Below are 15402 nucleotides of genomic sequence, written 5' to 3' on the forward strand. Positions count from 1 at the left end.
CCCCCGCACGGCGGCCGGGCGCTGCGCTCAGCGGGCCGGGCTCAGCGGCTTCTCCAGGACCGCCTTGCGGTGGCTGAACGTCTCGATGGAGTAGCGGCCGTGGTAGCTGCCCATGCCGCTCTCCCCCACTCCGCCGAACGGGAGGTCGGAGACGGTGAGATGGGCGAGCGGCAGCCCGTGTCCGAGGCCGCCGGAGGACGTCTCGGCGGCGATCCGGGCGCGGGTCTCGCCGGACTCCGAGAAGACGTACAGGGCCAGCGGCTTGTCGCGGTCGTTGATGAAGTCGACGGCCTCGTCCAGTCCGGGGACGGTGACGATCGGCAGGATCGGGCCGAAGATCTCCTCCCGCATGACCGGCGCGTCGGGATCGACGTCCGCCAGCACGGTCGGGGCGATGTACTTGTCGGCGCGGTCGGCGCCGCCTCCGACGACCGTGCGGCCCGAGTCGAGCAGGCCGGCCAGCCGGTCGAAGTGGCCTTCGTTGACGATCCGGCCGTACGCGCCGGAGGCCGCGGGGTCGCTGCCGTAGAGCGCTTCGACGGCGTGGGCGAGCGCGGGTTCCAGGGCGGCGGCGGTCTCCGGGTCGGTCAGTACGTAGTCGGGGGCCACGCAGGTCTGCCCGGCGTTGAGGAACTTGCCGCGGGCCAGCCGGTCGGCGACGACGTCGAGGTCGGTGCCGCGGTCGACGAACGCCGGGGACTTGCCGCCGAGTTCGAGGGTGACCGGGGTGAGGTGCTCGGCGGCGGCGCGCATGACGACACGGCCGACGGTGCCGTTGCCGGTGTAGAAGATGTGGTCGAAGCGCTCGGCGAGCAGGGCCGTGGTCTCGGGGATGCCGCCCTCGACGACGGCGACCGCGTCGGTGTCGAGGTACTCGGGCAGCAGACGGGCCAGGGCGGCGGAGGTGGCGGGGGCCAGTTCGCTGGGCTTGGCGACCACCGCGTTGCCCGCCGCGAGCGCGCCGACCAGCGGGGCCAGCAGGAGCTGGGCGGGGTAGTTCCAGGGGGCGATGACCAGGACGACGCCGAGCGGGTCGTACTGCGTCCAGGCGCGTGTGTCGTCGCCGAGATGGGCCGGAACCGGGGCCGGCTCGGGGCGCAGCCAGTCGGCGAGGTGGTCGAGGGTGTGGTCGATCTCGCGGACGGTGAAGCCGATCTCGGTGCGGTCGGCCTCGGCGGCGCTCTTGCCGAGGTCGGCGTGGAGGGCGGCGGCCAGGTCGGGACCGTTCTCGGTAAGCATGTCGCGCAGGCGGCGCAGCTGGGCGGTGCGCCATTCGACGGGCTTGGTGCGGCCGGCGCGGAAGGTGGCGCGCAGCCGGGCGACGAGGTCGGCGGGCTGCTCGGGGGTGGGCTGGTTCATGGTGCCTCGCTGCTGGAACGGTCGGGTCGGAATGCAGGTGTATATGCCAACCTTTCATACACCAAAATAAATTCCGGTGCGTCGGGGCAGATGCCGTCACATGGGCGGGAGCTGCCGTCGGCGGCGTTCCAGGAAGGCGCGCTCGGCGGGACTCTCGGCGCGTTCGAGGGCCGCGTCGTAGGCGTGCGCGGCCTCCGCCTCGCGGCCCAGCCGGCGCAGCAGGTCGGCGCGGACCGCATGGAAGACGTGGTACGCGCCGAGGTCCAGGACGTCGACGAGGTCCAGCGCCCGGTCGGGGCCCTCGGTCTCGGCGATCGCGACCGCCCGGTTCAGCGCCACGACCGGGCTCGGGGCGACGGCCATGAGCTGGTCGTAGAGCTGTCCGATCTGCCCCCAGTCCGTGGCCCGCGCGCACGGGGCGTCGCTGTGGACGGCCTGGATGGCGGCCTGGATCTGGTACGGGCCGGGCTGGTTGCGGCGCAGGCAGCGTCGTACGAGGGACTGCCCCTCGGCGACGAGCTCGCGGTCCCAGCGCTCGCGGTCCTGTTCGGGCAGCGGCACCAGCACCCCGTCCGCGTCCACGCGGGCCTCCCGGCGCGACTCGACGAGCAGCATCAGCGCGAGCAGGCCCGTGGCCTCGGCCTCGTCCGGCATCAGCTCGACCAGGAGACGGCCGAGGCGTACGGCCTCCGCGCACAGCCCGGGCGAGCCCTCGTACCCCTGGTTGAAGATCAGGTAGATGACGGCGAGGACGCCCGCGAGCCGGTCCGGCAGGTCGGCGTCGCGCGGCACGCGGTAGGGGATCCGGGCGGCGCGGATCTTGGCCTTGGCGCGGACCAGGCGCTGCGCCATGGTCGGTTCGGGCACGAGGAAGGCGCGGGCGATCTGCGGCGTGGACAGCCCGCCCAGAAGGCGCAGGGTCAGGGCGACCCGCGCCTGGGGGGCGAGCGCGGGGTGGCAGCAGGTGAAGATCAGGCGGAGCCGGTCGTCGCGCACGGGGCCCTCCTCGGCCGGTGCGTCGCCGGCGCGCAGCAGGACGGCCTCGGCGTGTCGCTCGTCGCGTGTCGCCTCCCGGCGCAGCCGGTCGATCGCCCTGTTGCGGGCGGTGGTGATGATCCAGCCGGCCGGGCTGGGCGGCACGCCCGTCTGCGGCCAGTGCTGCACGGCGGTGGTGAAGGCGTCCTGGACGGCTTCCTCGGCGAGGTCGATGTCGCCGAGGAAGCGCACCAGGACGGCGACGGCGCGGCCGTACTCCGTGCGGAACACGGCCTCGACGTCGACGGTGCCGGGCACGGGCACTAGTGGCTCTCCACGAAGGGCCGGACCTCGATCGGCAGGGTGGTGGCGCGCACCGCCTTCCTGCCCCACTCCAGCGCTTCGTCCAGGTCTGCGGCCTGGATCAGGCACAGCCCGCCCAGGTACTCCTTGCCTTCGGCGAAGGGTCCGTCGGTGATCAGGACGTCGCCGCCGTCGGGCCGCAGCATGGTCGCGGTGTCGGGGGCGTGCAGACCGCCGGCGAAGACCCAGGCGCCCGCGTCGCGCAGTTCCTGGTTGAAGGCCTCGACGTCGCGCATGATCGCGGCCATCGCGTCGGGCTCCGGGGGCGTGCCGTCGGTCGGGGTGACCACACTGAGCAGGTAGTACGTCATGACGTTCTCCTCGGCGTCGTAGCTGATGTCTCACCTCCTACACGAACGGCACACCCCCGGATCGACACCGCGCGCGAACGGATCGGGAGAATCTTCTCCATGGCCGCCGCACCGCACCCGCTGCTCACCACCGCCCGGACCCTCGCCCGCGACCTCCTCGCCCCGAACGCCGAGCGCGTCGACCGGGAGTCGGTTCCCGCCGGTCACATCGAGGCGCTCAGGCGCTCGGGGCTGCTGGGGGTGGGCGCGCCGCGGGAGTACGGCGGTGCGGGCGCCCCCGACGCGGTGGTGCGGGAGGTGCAGGAGATCCTGGCGGGAGCCTGCTGTTCGACCTGGTTCGTGCAGACCCAGCACCACTCACCGGTGCGCATGCTGGCCGCGTCGCGGCTGCCGGTACGGGAGCGGCTGCTGCGTCCCCTGGCGACCGGGGAACTGCTGGCGGGCATCGCGTTCGCGCATGTGCGGGCCTTTCCGCGGGTGCCGGTGCGGGCCACGGCCGAGCGGGGCGGCTGGCGCTTCGACGGGACGGTGCCCTGGTACACGGGCTGGGGTCTGAACGACGTGATGCTGCTGGCCGGGGTGAGCGACGCCGAGGAGGTGGTGTTCGCGTTCGCCGAGGCCCGCGAGCAGCCGGGGCTGCGCCCGTCGCCGCCGATGCGGCTGGCCGCACTGACGGCGGCCCGCACGGTCTCGCTGGAGCTGGACGGCCTGTGGCTGCCCGGCGAGTCGGTGGTGCTGCGCACCCCGCGGGAGGAGTTCGCGCGCGTCGATCTGCCCCGCAACACCAACGCCTCCCCCGCCGTGTTCGGCGTGGCCCGCGCGGCGCTCGACGTGGTGGAGGAGGCCGGTGAGGGCGAGACCGCACACGTCCTGCGGGAGCGGCTGGAGGAGGTGCGGGGCCGGGTGTACGAACTGGCCGCGCATCCCGTGCCGCACGAGCGGATCGCGGAGCGGCTGGAGCTGAAGACGCGGGCCTACGACCTGATGCGGGCCGCCACGACGGCGGCCGTGGTGGCCGGGGGCGGACGGGCCATGGGCCTCGACAGCCCCGCCCAACGGCTCGCCCGGGAGGGCCTGTTCCTTCTGGTGCAGGGCCAGACGACCGACGTGCGCCGGGCTCATCTGGACGCGCTCACGCGGATCTGAGGCCGGTTCGGCTGTTCATCGGACGTTCAATCCGGTGACAGTTTCGGCGCCGCCCAGTGAGCAGAATCGCCTCATGGCGACCGCACAGGCAACCGACATCATCCTCCCCGGCGAACTCAAGGACGTCCCCGGCTGGTTCCCGCCGCTGGACCAGCTGCTGTTCACCTGGTTCCTCGAACGGCAGGAGGCCGCGGGCCTCGGGGGCGACCTGCTGGAACTCGGCGCGTACATGGGCAAGAGCGCGATCCTGCTGGGCCGGCACCGCCGGGACGGCGAGGAGTTCACGGTCTGCGACCTCTTCGGCGGCGAGGCGCCGGACGGGGCGAACCGGGCCGAGACGGCGAAGTCGTACTCCTCCCTCACCCGGCAGGCCTTCGAGCGCAACTACCTCTCCTTCCACGACGCCCTGCCCCGGGTGCTCGAGGCCCCCACCTCCGTGATCCCCGCGGAGGTCGCCCCGCGCAGCTGCCGCTTCGTCCACATCGACGCCTCGCACCTGTACGAGCACGTCCGCGACGACATAGGCGCCGCCCGCGAGCTGCTGGTGCCCGGCGGCATCGTCGTCCTCGACGACTTCCGCTCCGAGCACACCCCCGGCGTCTCGGTCGCCACCTGGGAGGCCGTGCTCAACCGCGGCCTGCGCCCGGTCTGCCTCAGCACGCAGAAGCTGTACGGCACCTGGGACGATCCGGAGGCCGTGCAGGAAGAGCTGCTGGAGATGCTGCGGGCCCGCACGGACGTCGGCCTGAGCGTGCAGGAGGCCGCGGGTCACCGGCTGGTGCGCACCCGCGCCCTCAAGGGCCTGCAGGCCCCGCCGTTCCCCCGCTCCCGTCACTACCGGGCGCCCGAGCCGCAGCCGGCCGCCCCGGAGCCGGCGCCCGCGCCCGCGCCGGCTCCGGCACCCCGCCGCCCCCGGTCCCGGGCACGCCGGATCGGCGCGGACCTGCTGCCGCCGATCGTCACAAGGGCGGTCCGCCGCGCCCTGGCGAACCGCCCTTGAACCACTCCGGCGACGCACCGGCCGCGAGGGCCGACCGCGGCCGTCCTCCCGCGGTCAGTCCTCGTCGCCCGCCGGCACCACCACGAGGAAGGCGTCCGACTTCAGATCCATGACGACCGTCGCGGACTGACCTTCGGCGCGGCGCTTGGCCGCGTACTCCTCCGCGGGCCACGATCCGCGCGGAGCTCCCGCCGGAAACCGCTCCAACACCTTCGCGCCCATAGCGGCAGACACCTCCGGATTCGATCTCGAACCATCGCTCTCGTAGATTCCGCTTGCCCGCTGTGCGCGCCGGCATGTCCGGCCGGGCGGAGAGATTTGTCGATAATCCGTCAAACGGCCCCGTGCAGTCGGTTCCGCAGCCCCGCGAGCGTGCGGCCCAGCAGCCGGGAGACGTGCATCTGGGAGATGCCCAGTTCGGCCCCTATCTGGCTCTGCGTCATGTCGTGCAGGAACCGCATGGTCAGTATCCGGCGCTCGCGCTCCGGCAGGGCGGCGAGCAGCGGTGCGAGGGTGACCAGGTCGTCCGTCCGGCCGAGGGCGGGATCCTCGGCGCCGAGCCGGTCGGCGATCCAGGAGCCGTCCTCCTCCGGTCCGAAGGGTGCGTCGAGGGACACGGCCTCGTGCCCGTCGGCCGCCTGCAGCCCCTCGACCACCTCCTCCTGTGTCAGCCCCGTGCGCTCGACGAGTTCGCTGACGCGGGGCGAGCGCCCCTCGGACTGCTCGAAGGCGATGACCGCCTCGCGCAGCACGCCACGGCACTCCTTCAGCCTGCGGGGGACGTGGACGGCCCAGGTGGTGTCCCGGAAGAACCGCTTGATCTCGCCGACGACCGTCGGCACGGCATAGGCCTCGAAGCCGAAGCCGCGCGTCGGGTCGAACCGGTCGATCGCCTTGATCAGCCCGATGGTGCCCGCCTGCAGAACGTCGTCGCTCATCTCGCGGCGCGCCGGGAAGCGCCGCGCCGCATGCCGCACGATCCACATGTTCAGCTCCACGAGCGTGTTGCGGACGTAGGCGTACTCGGCGGTCCGCTGCTCCAGGGAACGCAGGCGCTCGAACAGCGGCTCGGACAGGTCGTGGGCGTCTGCCGGACCCAGCTCTGCGGTCTGCGGGCGGCGCACAGTTCACTCCTCGGTCGAGACCCCGGCCGGTCGGGGTGTCGCTCCTGTTTCGGCCGCACCGGCCCCGACGGATGCAGTCGCGCCCGGGTCGGAGCGCCACAGCCGCCCGGGCCACCAGGCCACGGCGCCCAGGTCGCGCACGAGGGCCGGCACCAGCAGGGAACGCACCACGAGCGTGTCGAGGAGCACCCCGAAGGCGACGATGAAGGCGATCTGTGCGAGGAAGGCGAGCGGGATCACCCCGAGGGCGGCGAAGGTCGCGGCGAGCACCACACCGGCCGAGGTGATCACTCCCCCGGTGCCGACCAGGCCGCGCAGGACGCCCTCCCGCACCCCGTGCCTGAGGGACTCCTCCCGCACCCGGGACATCAGGAAGATGTTGTAGTCGACGCCCAGCGCCACCAGGAAGACGAACCCGTACAGCGGCACCGAGGGATCACTGCCGGTGAAGCCGAAGACGTGCCGGAACACCAGGGACGACACGCCCAGGGTGGCGAGGAAGTTGAGCCCCACCGTGGCCACCAGCAGGGCGGGCAGCAGCAGGGAGCGCAGCAGCAGCGTCAGGATCACGAAGATGATCGCCAGGACCACCGGGACGATCAGGGTGCGGTCCCGTTCGGAGGTGCGCAGGGTGTCGTACTGCTGGGCGGTGTAGCCGCCGACGAGGGCCTTGGCGTCCGGCACGGCGTGCAGGGCCGTCCGCAGCCGGGCCACGGTGTCCTTGGCGCTGTCGCTGTCGGCCGCGGCGTCCAGGGTGACGTCCACGCGCACGCGGCCGTCGACGACCTTCGGGGCGCCGCCGGGCCGCCCGGACGCGGTGACCCCGGTCGCGGAGGCGACTCCCTCGGTGCCGCGGGCCGCCGCGAGCACGCGGTCGACCTGGCCGGCGTCGGCGATGACGACGGTGGGGTTGCCCGAGCCGCCGGGGAAGTGCCGGGCGAGGGTGCTCTGGGCGGACACGGACGGGGCGTCGTTGACGAAGGTCTCGTCGAGCGGGACGCCCTTGGAGGCCAGGGTCGGGGCGAAGGCGGCGCCGGCCAGGAGGGCGGCCAGGCAGACGGCCCACACCTTGCGGGGCGCCCGGTCCACCAGGGCGGCGACGCGCCGCCACACGCCGTGGCCGCCGCCCTCGGCGCCGGTGGGGCGCGGGGTGGCGGGCCAGTAGGCGGCGCGGCCCAGCAGGACGAGCACGGCGGGCAGGAAGGTCAGCGAGCTGAGCACGGCGCAGGCGATGCCGATGGCGCCGACCGGGCCGAGCGCGCGGTTGTTGGTCAGGTCGCTGATCAGCAGGGCGAGCAGGCCCAGGGCGACGGTCGCGGCGCTGGCGACGACGGCGCCCCAGGACTGCTTGAGCGCGGCCCGCGCGGCGGCGTACCGGTCGGTGCGCGCGGCCAGTTCCTCCCGGTAGCGGGCGGTGATCAGCAGGGCGTAGTCGGTGGCGGCGCCGATCACCAGGATGGACAGGATGCCCTGGACCTGTCCGTCGACGCGGACGAGGTCGTGGTCGGCGAGCGCGTAGACGACCGCGCAGGCCAGCCCGAGGGCGAACACCGCCCCGATGATGATGACCAGGGGCAGAAGGACACTGCGGTAGACGAGCAGCAGGATCACCAGCACGGTCACCAGGGCCACGGCCAGCAGCAGGCCGTCGATCCCGGCGAAGGCGTCGGCCAGGTCCGCCTGACTGGCTGCCGGTCCGGCCAGCTGGACCGTGCTGCCGGGCACCTTCTCGGCGGCCGCGCGCAGCCGGTCGAGGGTGTCGGGCAGCCGGTCGCCGAGATCGGGGCGCAGCTGTACGACGCCTTCGAGGGCCTTGCCGTCCTTGGAGATCAGGGCGGGAGAGACGTCACCGACCACGCCGGGCGTACCGGACAGGGAGGCGAGCGCACGGCCGGCCGCCTCCTGGCGGTCCCGCACCGGGCCGCCCTGATCGTCGGTCCAGACGACGATGGCGGGCAGCGTCTCGTCCTGCTGGAAGGCCCGCTGTTCGCTGATCACCTTCGTGGACTCGGCGCTGCGCGGCAGGAAGGCGGCCTGGTCGTTGGTGGCCACCTCGCCGAGCCGCCCGGCGAAGGGGCCGAGCGCGCCGCCGATGCCGAGCCAGACGACGAGCAGGAGGAGGGGTACCAGGAAGCGGCCCCGTCGCGGGGTGAGGGACATGACTCTCCAAGACCTAGGTATCTCAATGAAAAACAATCTCGATGATTGAGATAAGTGGGAACGATGGTAAGTGATGCCCGATCTTCCGTGCCGGGGGCCCGCCCGGATGCACCGCTTTTCCCGCGGTGCCGCTCAGGGTGGCGGGCGGTCAGTCGCCGGGGGACCGCAGCGGAGCGAGTTCCTCGTTCATCGCCGCCAGGAAGCGCAGCACGACGGAGAGCTCCCCCTCGCTGAACTTCCCGCAGGCCGCCTCCGCCGCCTGCGCCAGCGGCCGGAAGTAGGTGCGGGCCGCCGCCCGGCCGTCGGCCGCGTAGTACAGGTGCACCACCCTGCGGTCGGCGCTCTCGCGGACCCGGCGGATGTGCCCCGCCCGTTCCAGCCGGTCGACACAGGCGGTCACGGCACCCGAGGTCAGTCCGAGATGCTCCCGCAGACGGCCCGGCGTCATCGGCTCCTCGGCGTCCAGGATCGCCGCGAGGGCCTGGACGTCCGTGGCGTGCAGCCCCTGCTCGCCCGCGAAGCCGTGCGCCAGCCGGTTGATCTCGCCGTTCATCCGGCGCAGCTGCACGGCGAGGGCGTGCAGGTCGATCCCCGCGGGAAGTGCCCCGTCGGGTCCCGGCGCCACCGCTCGCTGCTCCCGGTCGTCTGCTCTGGCCACGCGATCAGCCTATAGAAGCGCCCGCGCGCATCCGATCCCGCCGCCCCCGTGGAAGTGATCACAGGGACACCGAGAGGAAGGGCCCGAAGCACATGAACGCTGACGACGACGGACCGGGACTGCGCTGCCTGGTGACCGGGGCGACGGGATACATCGGCGGCAGGCTGGTGCCGGAGCTGCTCGCCGAGGGACACAGCGTGCGCTGCCTGGCCCGCTCCCCCGGCAAGCTCCGCGACCACCCCTGGGCCGGGCAGGCCGAGGTGGTGCGCGGCGACGTCACCGACGCCGACTCCGTGGCCGAGGCCATGCGCGGCGTCGACGTCGCCTACTACCTGGTGCACGCGCTGGGCTCCGGCGGCGACTTCGAGGAGACCGACCGCAGGGCGGCACGGATCTTCGGCGCGGCGGCCCGGGAGGCCGGCGTGCGGCGCATCGTCTACCTCGGCGGCCTGACGCCCTCGGGAGTCCCGGAGAACGAGCTGTCGCCGCACCTGCGCTCGCGGGCCGAGGTCGGCCGGATCCTGCGGGACTCCGGCGTGCCCACCACCGAGCTGCGTGCCGCGGTCGTCATCGGCTCCGGTTCCGTCTCCTTCGAGATGCTGCGCTACCTCACCGAACGCCTTCCCGTGATGATCACCCCGAGCTGGGTGCGCACCCGCATCCAGCCCGTGGCGGTGCGGGACGTGCTGCGCTACCTCGTCGGCAGCGCCCGGATGCCCGCCGACGTCAGCCGCGCCTTCGACATCGGCGGACCGGAAGTGCTGACGTACAAGGACATGATGATGCGCTACGCGGCCGTGGCCGGCCTGCCCCGCCGGGTCATCGTCCCCGTGCCCGTCCTCACCCCCGGGCTGTCCAGCCACTGGGTGGGGCTGGTCACGCCGGTGCCCGCGTCGATCGCCCGGCCGCTGACCGAGTCGCTGCGCCACGAGGTGGTCTGCCACGAGCACGACATCGCCCGGTACGTGCCCGACGCCCCCGGCCGGCCGATCGGCTTCGACGAGGCGGTGCGGCTGGCCCTGCAGCGCGTGCGCGACGCCAAGGTCACCACCCGCTGGTCGTCGGCGTCGGTGCCGGGCGCGCCCAGCGATCCGCTGCCCACCGACCCCGACTGGGCGGGCGGCAGCCTCTACACCGACCGCCGCGAACTCGTCGTCGACGCCTCGCGCGAGGCGCTGTGGCGGGTGATCGAGGGGATCGGCGGCGACAACGGCTGGTACTCCTTCCCGCTGGCCTGGGCGGTCCGGGGCCGGCTGGACCGGCTGGTGGGCGGCGTCGGGCTGCGCCGGGGCCGACGGGACGCGGCGCATCTGCGCACGGGCGACTCGCTGGACTTCTGGCGCGTGGAGGAGATCGAACCGGGCCGTCTGCTGCGGCTGCGCGCCGAGATGAGGTTGCCGGGACTGGCCTGGCTGGAGATGTGCGCCGACACCGACGACGAGGGCCGCACCCGCTACCGCCAGCGGGCCCTGTTCCATCCGCACGGGCTGCTCGGCCACGCCTACTGGTGGAGCGTCTCCCCCTTCCACGCCGTCGTCTTCGGCGGCATGGCCCGCAACATCGCGCTCACCGCGTCGCGTACGCCCACCACTCCGCGGATGGAAAAGGCGCCCAGCGGTTGACGGCCGCATCCGCCGCGTCCACCGCGCCGGAAGCACCTGATCGGCCGCCCACCCCTCGCCGCCCCGGAGAGAAGAACCATGAACGTCTCGGTCGTCCTGTTCACCGCCGACCTGCGCCTGCACGACCATCCGCCGTTGCGCGCCGCGAGCGAGGCCCAGGCGGTGGTGCCGCTGTTCGTCCGTGACCGGGGCGTCACCGGTGCCGGGTTCGCCGCGCCCAACCGGCTGGCGTTCCTCGCCGACAGCCTGCGCGACCTCGACAGCGGACTGCGCGAACGGGGCGGCCGGCTGATCGTGCGCTCCGGGGACGTCGTCGAGGAGGTGTGCAAGGTGGTCGCCGAGACCGACGCCGACGACGTGCACATGGCCGGTGACGTCAGCGCCTACGCCCACCGGCGCGAGCAGCGGCTGCGCCGCGCCCTGGAGGCGGAGGGGCGGCGCCTGCACGTCCACGAGACGGTGACCACGGCCGTCACGCCCGGCGCGCTCACCCCGGCCTCCTCGGACCACTTCGCCGTCTTCACCCCCTACTTCCGGCAGTGGGCGCAGACGCATCTGCGCGACACGCTCGCCGCACCGCGCACCGTCCACGTCCCGGACGGCGTCGGCACCGAGGAACTGCCCACCCGATCCGGGCTGTCGGGGCTCTCCGAGGGCCTGGCGGCCGGCGGGGAGACGGAGGGCCGCAAGCGCCTGGCCGCCTGGCTGCGCGACGGGATCGCCGCCTACGAGGACCGCCACGACGACATGGCCGGCGACGCCACCTCGCGGCTCTCGCCCCATCTGCACTTCGGCACGCTCTCCCCCGTCGAACTCGTCCACCGGGCGCGCAAGGTCGCCGGCCCCGGCGCCGAGGCCTTCGTCCGGCAGATCGCCTGGCGCGACTTCCACCGCCAGGTCCTGGCCGCCCGGCCCGCGGCCGCCACCGCCGACTACCGCACCAAGCACGACCGTTGGCGTTCGGAGCGCACCGCCCGCGAGGACGTCGAGGCGTGGAAGGAGGGCCGCACCGGGTACCCGGTGATCGACGCGGCGATGCGCCAGCTGCGGCACGAGGGCTGGATGCACAACCGCAGCCGGCTGCTGACCGCGAGCTTCCTGTGCAAGACCCTGTACGTCGACTGGCGCGTGGGCGCCCGGCACTTCCTGGACCTCCTGGTCGACGGCGACGTCGCCAACAACCAGCTGAACTGGCAGTGGATGGCGGGCACCGGCACCGACACCCGCCCCAACCGGGTCCTCAACCCCCTCACCCAGTCCAAGCGTTACGACCCCGACGGCGCGTACGTGCGCCGCTGGGTCCCCGAACTCGCCGGACTGGACGTTCCGTACGTGCACGAACCGTGGAAGCTGCGGGGCCTGGACCGTGCCGCGCTCGACGGCTACCCGGACCCCGTCGTCGAACTCTCCGAGGGCCTCGCCCGCTTCAAGCAGGCCCGCGCCCGCGACTGAGGAGCCCTCACATGGCCATCCCCCACTGGCTGTTCGGCGACCAGCTCGGCCCGCACTTCCTCACCCCCGGCGACGGCGGACCGGACCGCGGCGCACCGGTCGTGATGATCGAGGCCCGGTCGGTCTTCCGCCGTCGCCGCTTCCACCGCGCCAAGGCGCACCTCGTGCTGTCCGCCATGCGCCACCGCGCCGCCGAACTCGGCGACCGGGTGACGTACGTACAGGCGGAGACGTACCGCGAAGGACTCCGAAAGGCCTTGTCGGGCGGTCTCTTGACGGTTCATCACCCCACGTCCCGGGCCGCGCTGGGGCTGGTGTCGTCGCTGCCCGACGTGACCGTGCTGCCCGCGCGCGGCTTCCTGGTCCCGCACGCGGACTTCCGCGCCTGGGCGGACGGCCACGGCGGACAGCGGCTGCTGCAGGAGGACTTCTACCGCTGGGTGCGCCGCGGGCACGGCCTCCTCCTCGACGGTGACGCCCCCGTGGGCGGGCGCTGGAACCACGACCACGACAACCGCGAACCCCCGCCGAAAGGGGCGAAGAAGCTGGGCGCCCCGGCCCCCTACCGGCCGCGCGAGGACGACATCGACGCCGAGGTCCGCCACGACCTCGACCGCTGGGAGCGCGAGGAGGGCATCCGCTTCGTGGGACGCGACGGGCCTCGCCGGTTCCCGGCCACCCGCCGCGAGGCCCTGGCCGCGCTCGCCCGGTTCGTCGACCACCGGCTGGCGGGCTTCGGCCCGCACGAGGACGCCGTGCTCGCCGGCGACCCGGTGATGAGCCACAGCCTGCTGTCGTCCTCGCTCAACCTCGGGCTGCTGGATCCGCTGGAGTGCGTCGAACGCGCCGAGGACGCCTGGCGCTCGGGGACCGCGCCGATCAACAGCGTCGAGGGGTTCGTACGGCAGATCGCCGGCTGGCGCGAGTACGTGTGGCAGCTGTACTGGTACTTCGGCGAGGACTACCGGCACCGCAACGCCCTGCGCCACCGGGCGCCGCTGCCGGAGTGGTTCCTGGAGCTGGACGCCGACGCGGTCACCGCGCGCTGTCTGGCCACGGTCCTGGCACAGGTGCGCGACACCGGCTGGACGCACCACATCCCCCGCCTGATGCTGCTCGGCAGCTACGCCCTGCAACGCGGCTGGGACCCGGCCGCGGTGACCGACTGGTTCCACCGCTGCTTCGTCGACGGCTACGACTGGGTGATGCTGCCGAACGTGGTGGGCATGTCCCAGTACGCCGACGGCGGGCGCATGACCACCAAGCCGTACACCTCGGGCGGCGCGTACGTGAACCGGATGAGCGACCTGTGCGGGCCGTGCGCCTACCGGCCCACCGACCGCGTCGGAGAGGCGGCCTGCCCGTTCACGGCCGGCTACTGGGCCTTCCTGCACCGTCATCGCGCCCGCCTGGAACCCAACCCGCGCATGACCCGGGCGGTGCGCGGCCTGGACCGTCTCCGGGATCTCGACGACCTCCTGCGCGAGGACGGGCGCCGGGGCGACGGGCCGCCCTGACGCCCCGCCCGTCAGGCGCGATGCAGGTCCCGCAGTACCTCGCGGGCCGCGCGGGCCCCCGAGGCGAGGGCGCCCTGCACCGAGCCGGTGGAGCGGTGGTCGCCGCACACATAGCGGCCGGGGCCGACACGGCTGGTGCGGCTGAGCGGCTGCGGGGGCGGCATGGCGGGCAGCGCCTCCTGGATCGTGCGGCTGGTCAGCAGGTCCCAGCCGCCGGTGTCGGCGTCGTACGCCTCGGCGACGGCGTCGCGCACCGCCGCCTCCCGTTTCTCGGCGTCCTCGCCGAGGACGGAGGTGGCCACGAGGGCGGAGCCCGCGGGCGCGTAGCCGGGGACGACCTCGCTGAGGACGCACGTGTTGAGGAAGCGGCGGCGCTCGTCGACGAGGAGGGTGGGTTCGGCCAGCGGCGGACGAGGCGCCACGTGGTAGTACGTCGTCACCGTCCGGTAGCCGGGCAGCTCGAGCCCCGGCAGCAGGCGGCCGGCCGGGCCGGGCCCGGTGGCCACCACCACGGCACGGGCGGGCAGTTCGGCGCCGTCGTCCGTGACGGCGCCCGCGTCCGTCAGCCCGGTCACGGCCGTCTCCAGCCGGACCGTGCCGGTCGGCAGGGCGCCGCCCAGCGCGCGGGGCACCGCCCCGATCCCCGCGGTGGGCAGGCACAGGGTGCCGCGCAGCATGCTGCGCCACACCAGGTGGAAGAACCGGCTGGAGGTCTCCAGCTCGTCCTCCAGGAAGACCCCCGACAGAAACGGCCGGAAGAAGCGCTCGACGAACTCCTCGGAGAACCCCGCGTCGGCGAGCGCGGTGCGGGTGGTGCTCTCCCGTGAGCGCTTCACCAGGCGTACGGGCGCGAGCATGTCGCGCGCCGACAGCAGGCCGAGCGCCGCCAGATCACGCGGGCCGGCGAGCCGCCCCGGCAGGAGGTCGGGCAGGGTGCGGGGGCGCCGCGTGGGGTCGCTGAAGCGGAGCCTGCCCTGCCGGGTGTGCGCGAGGAAGCCCGGCGTGAACGGCCGCAGCCCCAGGTCGCGCAGCGTCAGACGGTGCCGGACCTGCGGATAGGAGGTGTTGAAGACCTGGAAGCCGCGGTCGACGACGAAGCCCTCCACGCGGTCGGAGCGCATCCGGCCGCCGACCGCGTCGGACGCCTCGGCCACGCCGACCTCGAGCCCGGCGGCGAGCAGGTCCCGGGCGCAGGCGAGTCCGGCGACACCCGCGCCGATCACGAGGACGTCGGGAGTACGGGCGGGCGCGGGCATGGTGGGCTCCTCGTGGTCTCGGACGTCCGGTCGGCGGTGGTGGTGCGTCGGCGCACGCCTGTGTCGATGCCTTCCCGTCCCACGCGTTCCCCGGATGCGCCCACCGCTACCGCGCCGGGGGCGCACGGCATCCTTCGACGGGTCACTGCGCCCCGATGCGCTCCTGGACCCGTGCAGGCCCTCGCCGCCCACGCGCCGCATGGCCCCGCGGCAACCGCGCCGCGCCACGCCGGCGGATCACCGCCTCACCCGGACCTCCCGCACGTCACCCGGACGGCCCTCACGCACCCGCGACCGGCCGCCGACCACCGGCGGACCCCGCGCCCGAGCCGATTCTCCCCGGCGCCCGACATACACCGCACGGCCCTCCCACGACCGCCACCGGCCACCGACCCGCGGCCACCCCCGGACCGGCTGCCTGAGCCGATTCCCCCGACACCCCCATCCACCCGACAGCCC

Annotated in this window: 13 protein-coding genes; 5 read left to right on the forward strand and 8 right to left on the reverse strand. The window is 73.8% G+C overall.

Annotated elements, in window-relative coordinates; translation table 11 throughout:
* Positions 1-27: 27 nt before the first annotated feature.
* The 3 genes from M8J74_RS15815 to M8J74_RS15825 all read right to left on the reverse strand — a co-directional run bounded on the left by M8J74_RS15815 (position 28) and on the right by M8J74_RS15825 (position 3008).
* On the reverse strand, positions 28-1359 hold the full coding sequence (locus tag M8J74_RS15815; RefSeq protein ID WP_249837008.1) for an aldehyde dehydrogenase family protein: 1332 nt from the start codon (positions 1357-1359) through the stop codon (positions 28-30).
* A gap of 96 nt (positions 1360-1455) precedes the next feature.
* A complete protein-coding gene (locus tag M8J74_RS15820) occupies positions 1456-2652 on the reverse strand; it encodes an RNA polymerase sigma factor (protein WP_249837009.1) in 1197 nt (398 codons plus the stop codon).
* A 5-nt stretch (positions 2653-2657) separates the two neighbouring features.
* A complete protein-coding gene (locus tag M8J74_RS15825; RefSeq protein ID WP_058927255.1) occupies positions 2658-3008 on the reverse strand; it encodes a YciI family protein in 351 nt (116 codons plus the stop codon).
* 99 nt (positions 3009-3107) lie between these two features.
* On the opposite strand from M8J74_RS15825, the gene M8J74_RS15830 reads away from it, so the two are divergent.
* Positions 3108-4154, forward strand: a complete 1047-nt coding sequence (locus M8J74_RS15830; protein WP_249837010.1) for an acyl-CoA dehydrogenase family protein — start codon at positions 3108-3110, stop codon at positions 4152-4154.
* Between the two features lie 73 nt (positions 4155-4227).
* Positions 4228-5154, forward strand: a complete 927-nt coding sequence (locus M8J74_RS15835) for a class I SAM-dependent methyltransferase (RefSeq protein ID WP_249837011.1) — start codon at positions 4228-4230, stop codon at positions 5152-5154.
* Between the two features lie 54 nt (positions 5155-5208).
* On the opposite strand, the gene M8J74_RS15840 is transcribed toward M8J74_RS15835, so the two are convergent.
* From M8J74_RS15840 to M8J74_RS15855, 4 genes are all read right to left on the reverse strand, one after another.
* The gene (locus tag M8J74_RS15840) at positions 5209-5376 is read right to left on the reverse strand and encodes a DUF8839 family protein (RefSeq protein ID WP_203237772.1); all 168 of its coding nucleotides are present in this window, start codon (positions 5374-5376) and stop codon (positions 5209-5211) included.
* 110 nt (positions 5377-5486) lie between these two features.
* Positions 5487-6278: a SigB/SigF/SigG family RNA polymerase sigma factor gene (locus M8J74_RS15845; protein ID WP_249837012.1), complete on the reverse strand. Its 792-nt coding sequence runs from the start codon at positions 6276-6278 to the stop codon at positions 5487-5489.
* A 3-nt stretch (positions 6279-6281) separates the two neighbouring features.
* Positions 6282-8438, reverse strand: a complete 2157-nt coding sequence (locus M8J74_RS15850; protein WP_249837013.1) for an MMPL family transporter — start codon at positions 8436-8438, stop codon at positions 6282-6284.
* Between the two features lie 148 nt (positions 8439-8586).
* Positions 8587-9096: a MarR family winged helix-turn-helix transcriptional regulator gene (locus tag M8J74_RS15855; protein ID WP_372500191.1), complete on the reverse strand. Its 510-nt coding sequence runs from the start codon at positions 9094-9096 to the stop codon at positions 8587-8589.
* A 92-nt stretch (positions 9097-9188) separates the two neighbouring features.
* Between M8J74_RS15855 and M8J74_RS15860 the strand changes: the two genes are divergently transcribed.
* The 3 genes from M8J74_RS15860 to M8J74_RS15870 all read left to right on the forward strand — a co-directional run bounded on the left by M8J74_RS15860 (position 9189) and on the right by M8J74_RS15870 (position 13687).
* A complete protein-coding gene (locus M8J74_RS15860) occupies positions 9189-10718 on the forward strand; it encodes an SDR family oxidoreductase (protein ID WP_249837014.1) in 1530 nt (509 codons plus the stop codon).
* 78 nt (positions 10719-10796) lie between these two features.
* Positions 10797-12170 carry a cryptochrome/photolyase family protein gene (locus M8J74_RS15865; RefSeq protein WP_249837015.1) on the forward strand — a complete coding sequence of 458 codons (1374 nt, stop codon included), beginning with the start codon at positions 10797-10799 and terminating at the stop codon, positions 12168-12170.
* Positions 12171-12181: 11 nt separating this feature from the next.
* Positions 12182-13687, forward strand: a complete 1506-nt coding sequence (locus M8J74_RS15870; RefSeq protein ID WP_249837016.1) for a cryptochrome/photolyase family protein — start codon at positions 12182-12184, stop codon at positions 13685-13687.
* Between the two features lie 11 nt (positions 13688-13698).
* Here M8J74_RS15870 and M8J74_RS15875 read toward each other — a convergent pair whose 3' ends face one another.
* Positions 13699-14943: an NAD(P)/FAD-dependent oxidoreductase gene (locus M8J74_RS15875; RefSeq protein ID WP_249837017.1), complete on the reverse strand. Its 1245-nt coding sequence runs from the start codon at positions 14941-14943 to the stop codon at positions 13699-13701.
* Positions 14944-15402: the final 459 nt, after the last annotated feature.

This window comes from Streptomyces panaciradicis, assembly GCF_023516615.1.
Lineage (GTDB): Bacteria > Actinomycetota > Actinomycetes > Streptomycetales > Streptomycetaceae > Streptomyces > Streptomyces panaciradicis.

What these genes read in the sequence shown, in the direction of transcription:
- M8J74_RS15835 (WP_249837011.1), top strand. Translation starts at nt 4,228, where the DNA reads ATGGCGACCGCACAGGCAACCGACATCATCCTCCCCGGCGAACTCAAG.
- M8J74_RS15825 (WP_058927255.1), bottom strand. Translation starts at nt 3,008, where the DNA reads ATGACGTACTACCTGCTCAGTGTGGTCACCCCGACCGACGGCACGCCC.
- M8J74_RS15870 (WP_249837016.1), top strand. Translation starts at nt 12,182, where the DNA reads ATGGCCATCCCCCACTGGCTGTTCGGCGACCAGCTCGGCCCGCACTTC.
- M8J74_RS15860 (WP_249837014.1), top strand. Translation starts at nt 9,189, where the DNA reads ATGAACGCTGACGACGACGGACCGGGACTGCGCTGCCTGGTGACCGGG.
- M8J74_RS15840 (WP_203237772.1), bottom strand. Translation starts at nt 5,376, where the DNA reads ATGGGCGCGAAGGTGTTGGAGCGGTTTCCGGCGGGAGCTCCGCGCGGA.
- M8J74_RS15850 (WP_249837013.1), bottom strand. Translation starts at nt 8,438, where the DNA reads ATGTCCCTCACCCCGCGACGGGGCCGCTTCCTGGTACCCCTCCTCCTG.
- M8J74_RS15830 (WP_249837010.1), top strand. Translation starts at nt 3,108, where the DNA reads ATGGCCGCCGCACCGCACCCGCTGCTCACCACCGCCCGGACCCTCGCC.
- M8J74_RS15865 (WP_249837015.1), top strand. Translation starts at nt 10,797, where the DNA reads ATGAACGTCTCGGTCGTCCTGTTCACCGCCGACCTGCGCCTGCACGAC.
- M8J74_RS15875 (WP_249837017.1), bottom strand. Translation starts at nt 14,943, where the DNA reads ATGCCCGCGCCCGCCCGTACTCCCGACGTCCTCGTGATCGGCGCGGGT.
- M8J74_RS15815 (WP_249837008.1), bottom strand. Translation starts at nt 1,359, where the DNA reads ATGAACCAGCCCACCCCCGAGCAGCCCGCCGACCTCGTCGCCCGGCTG.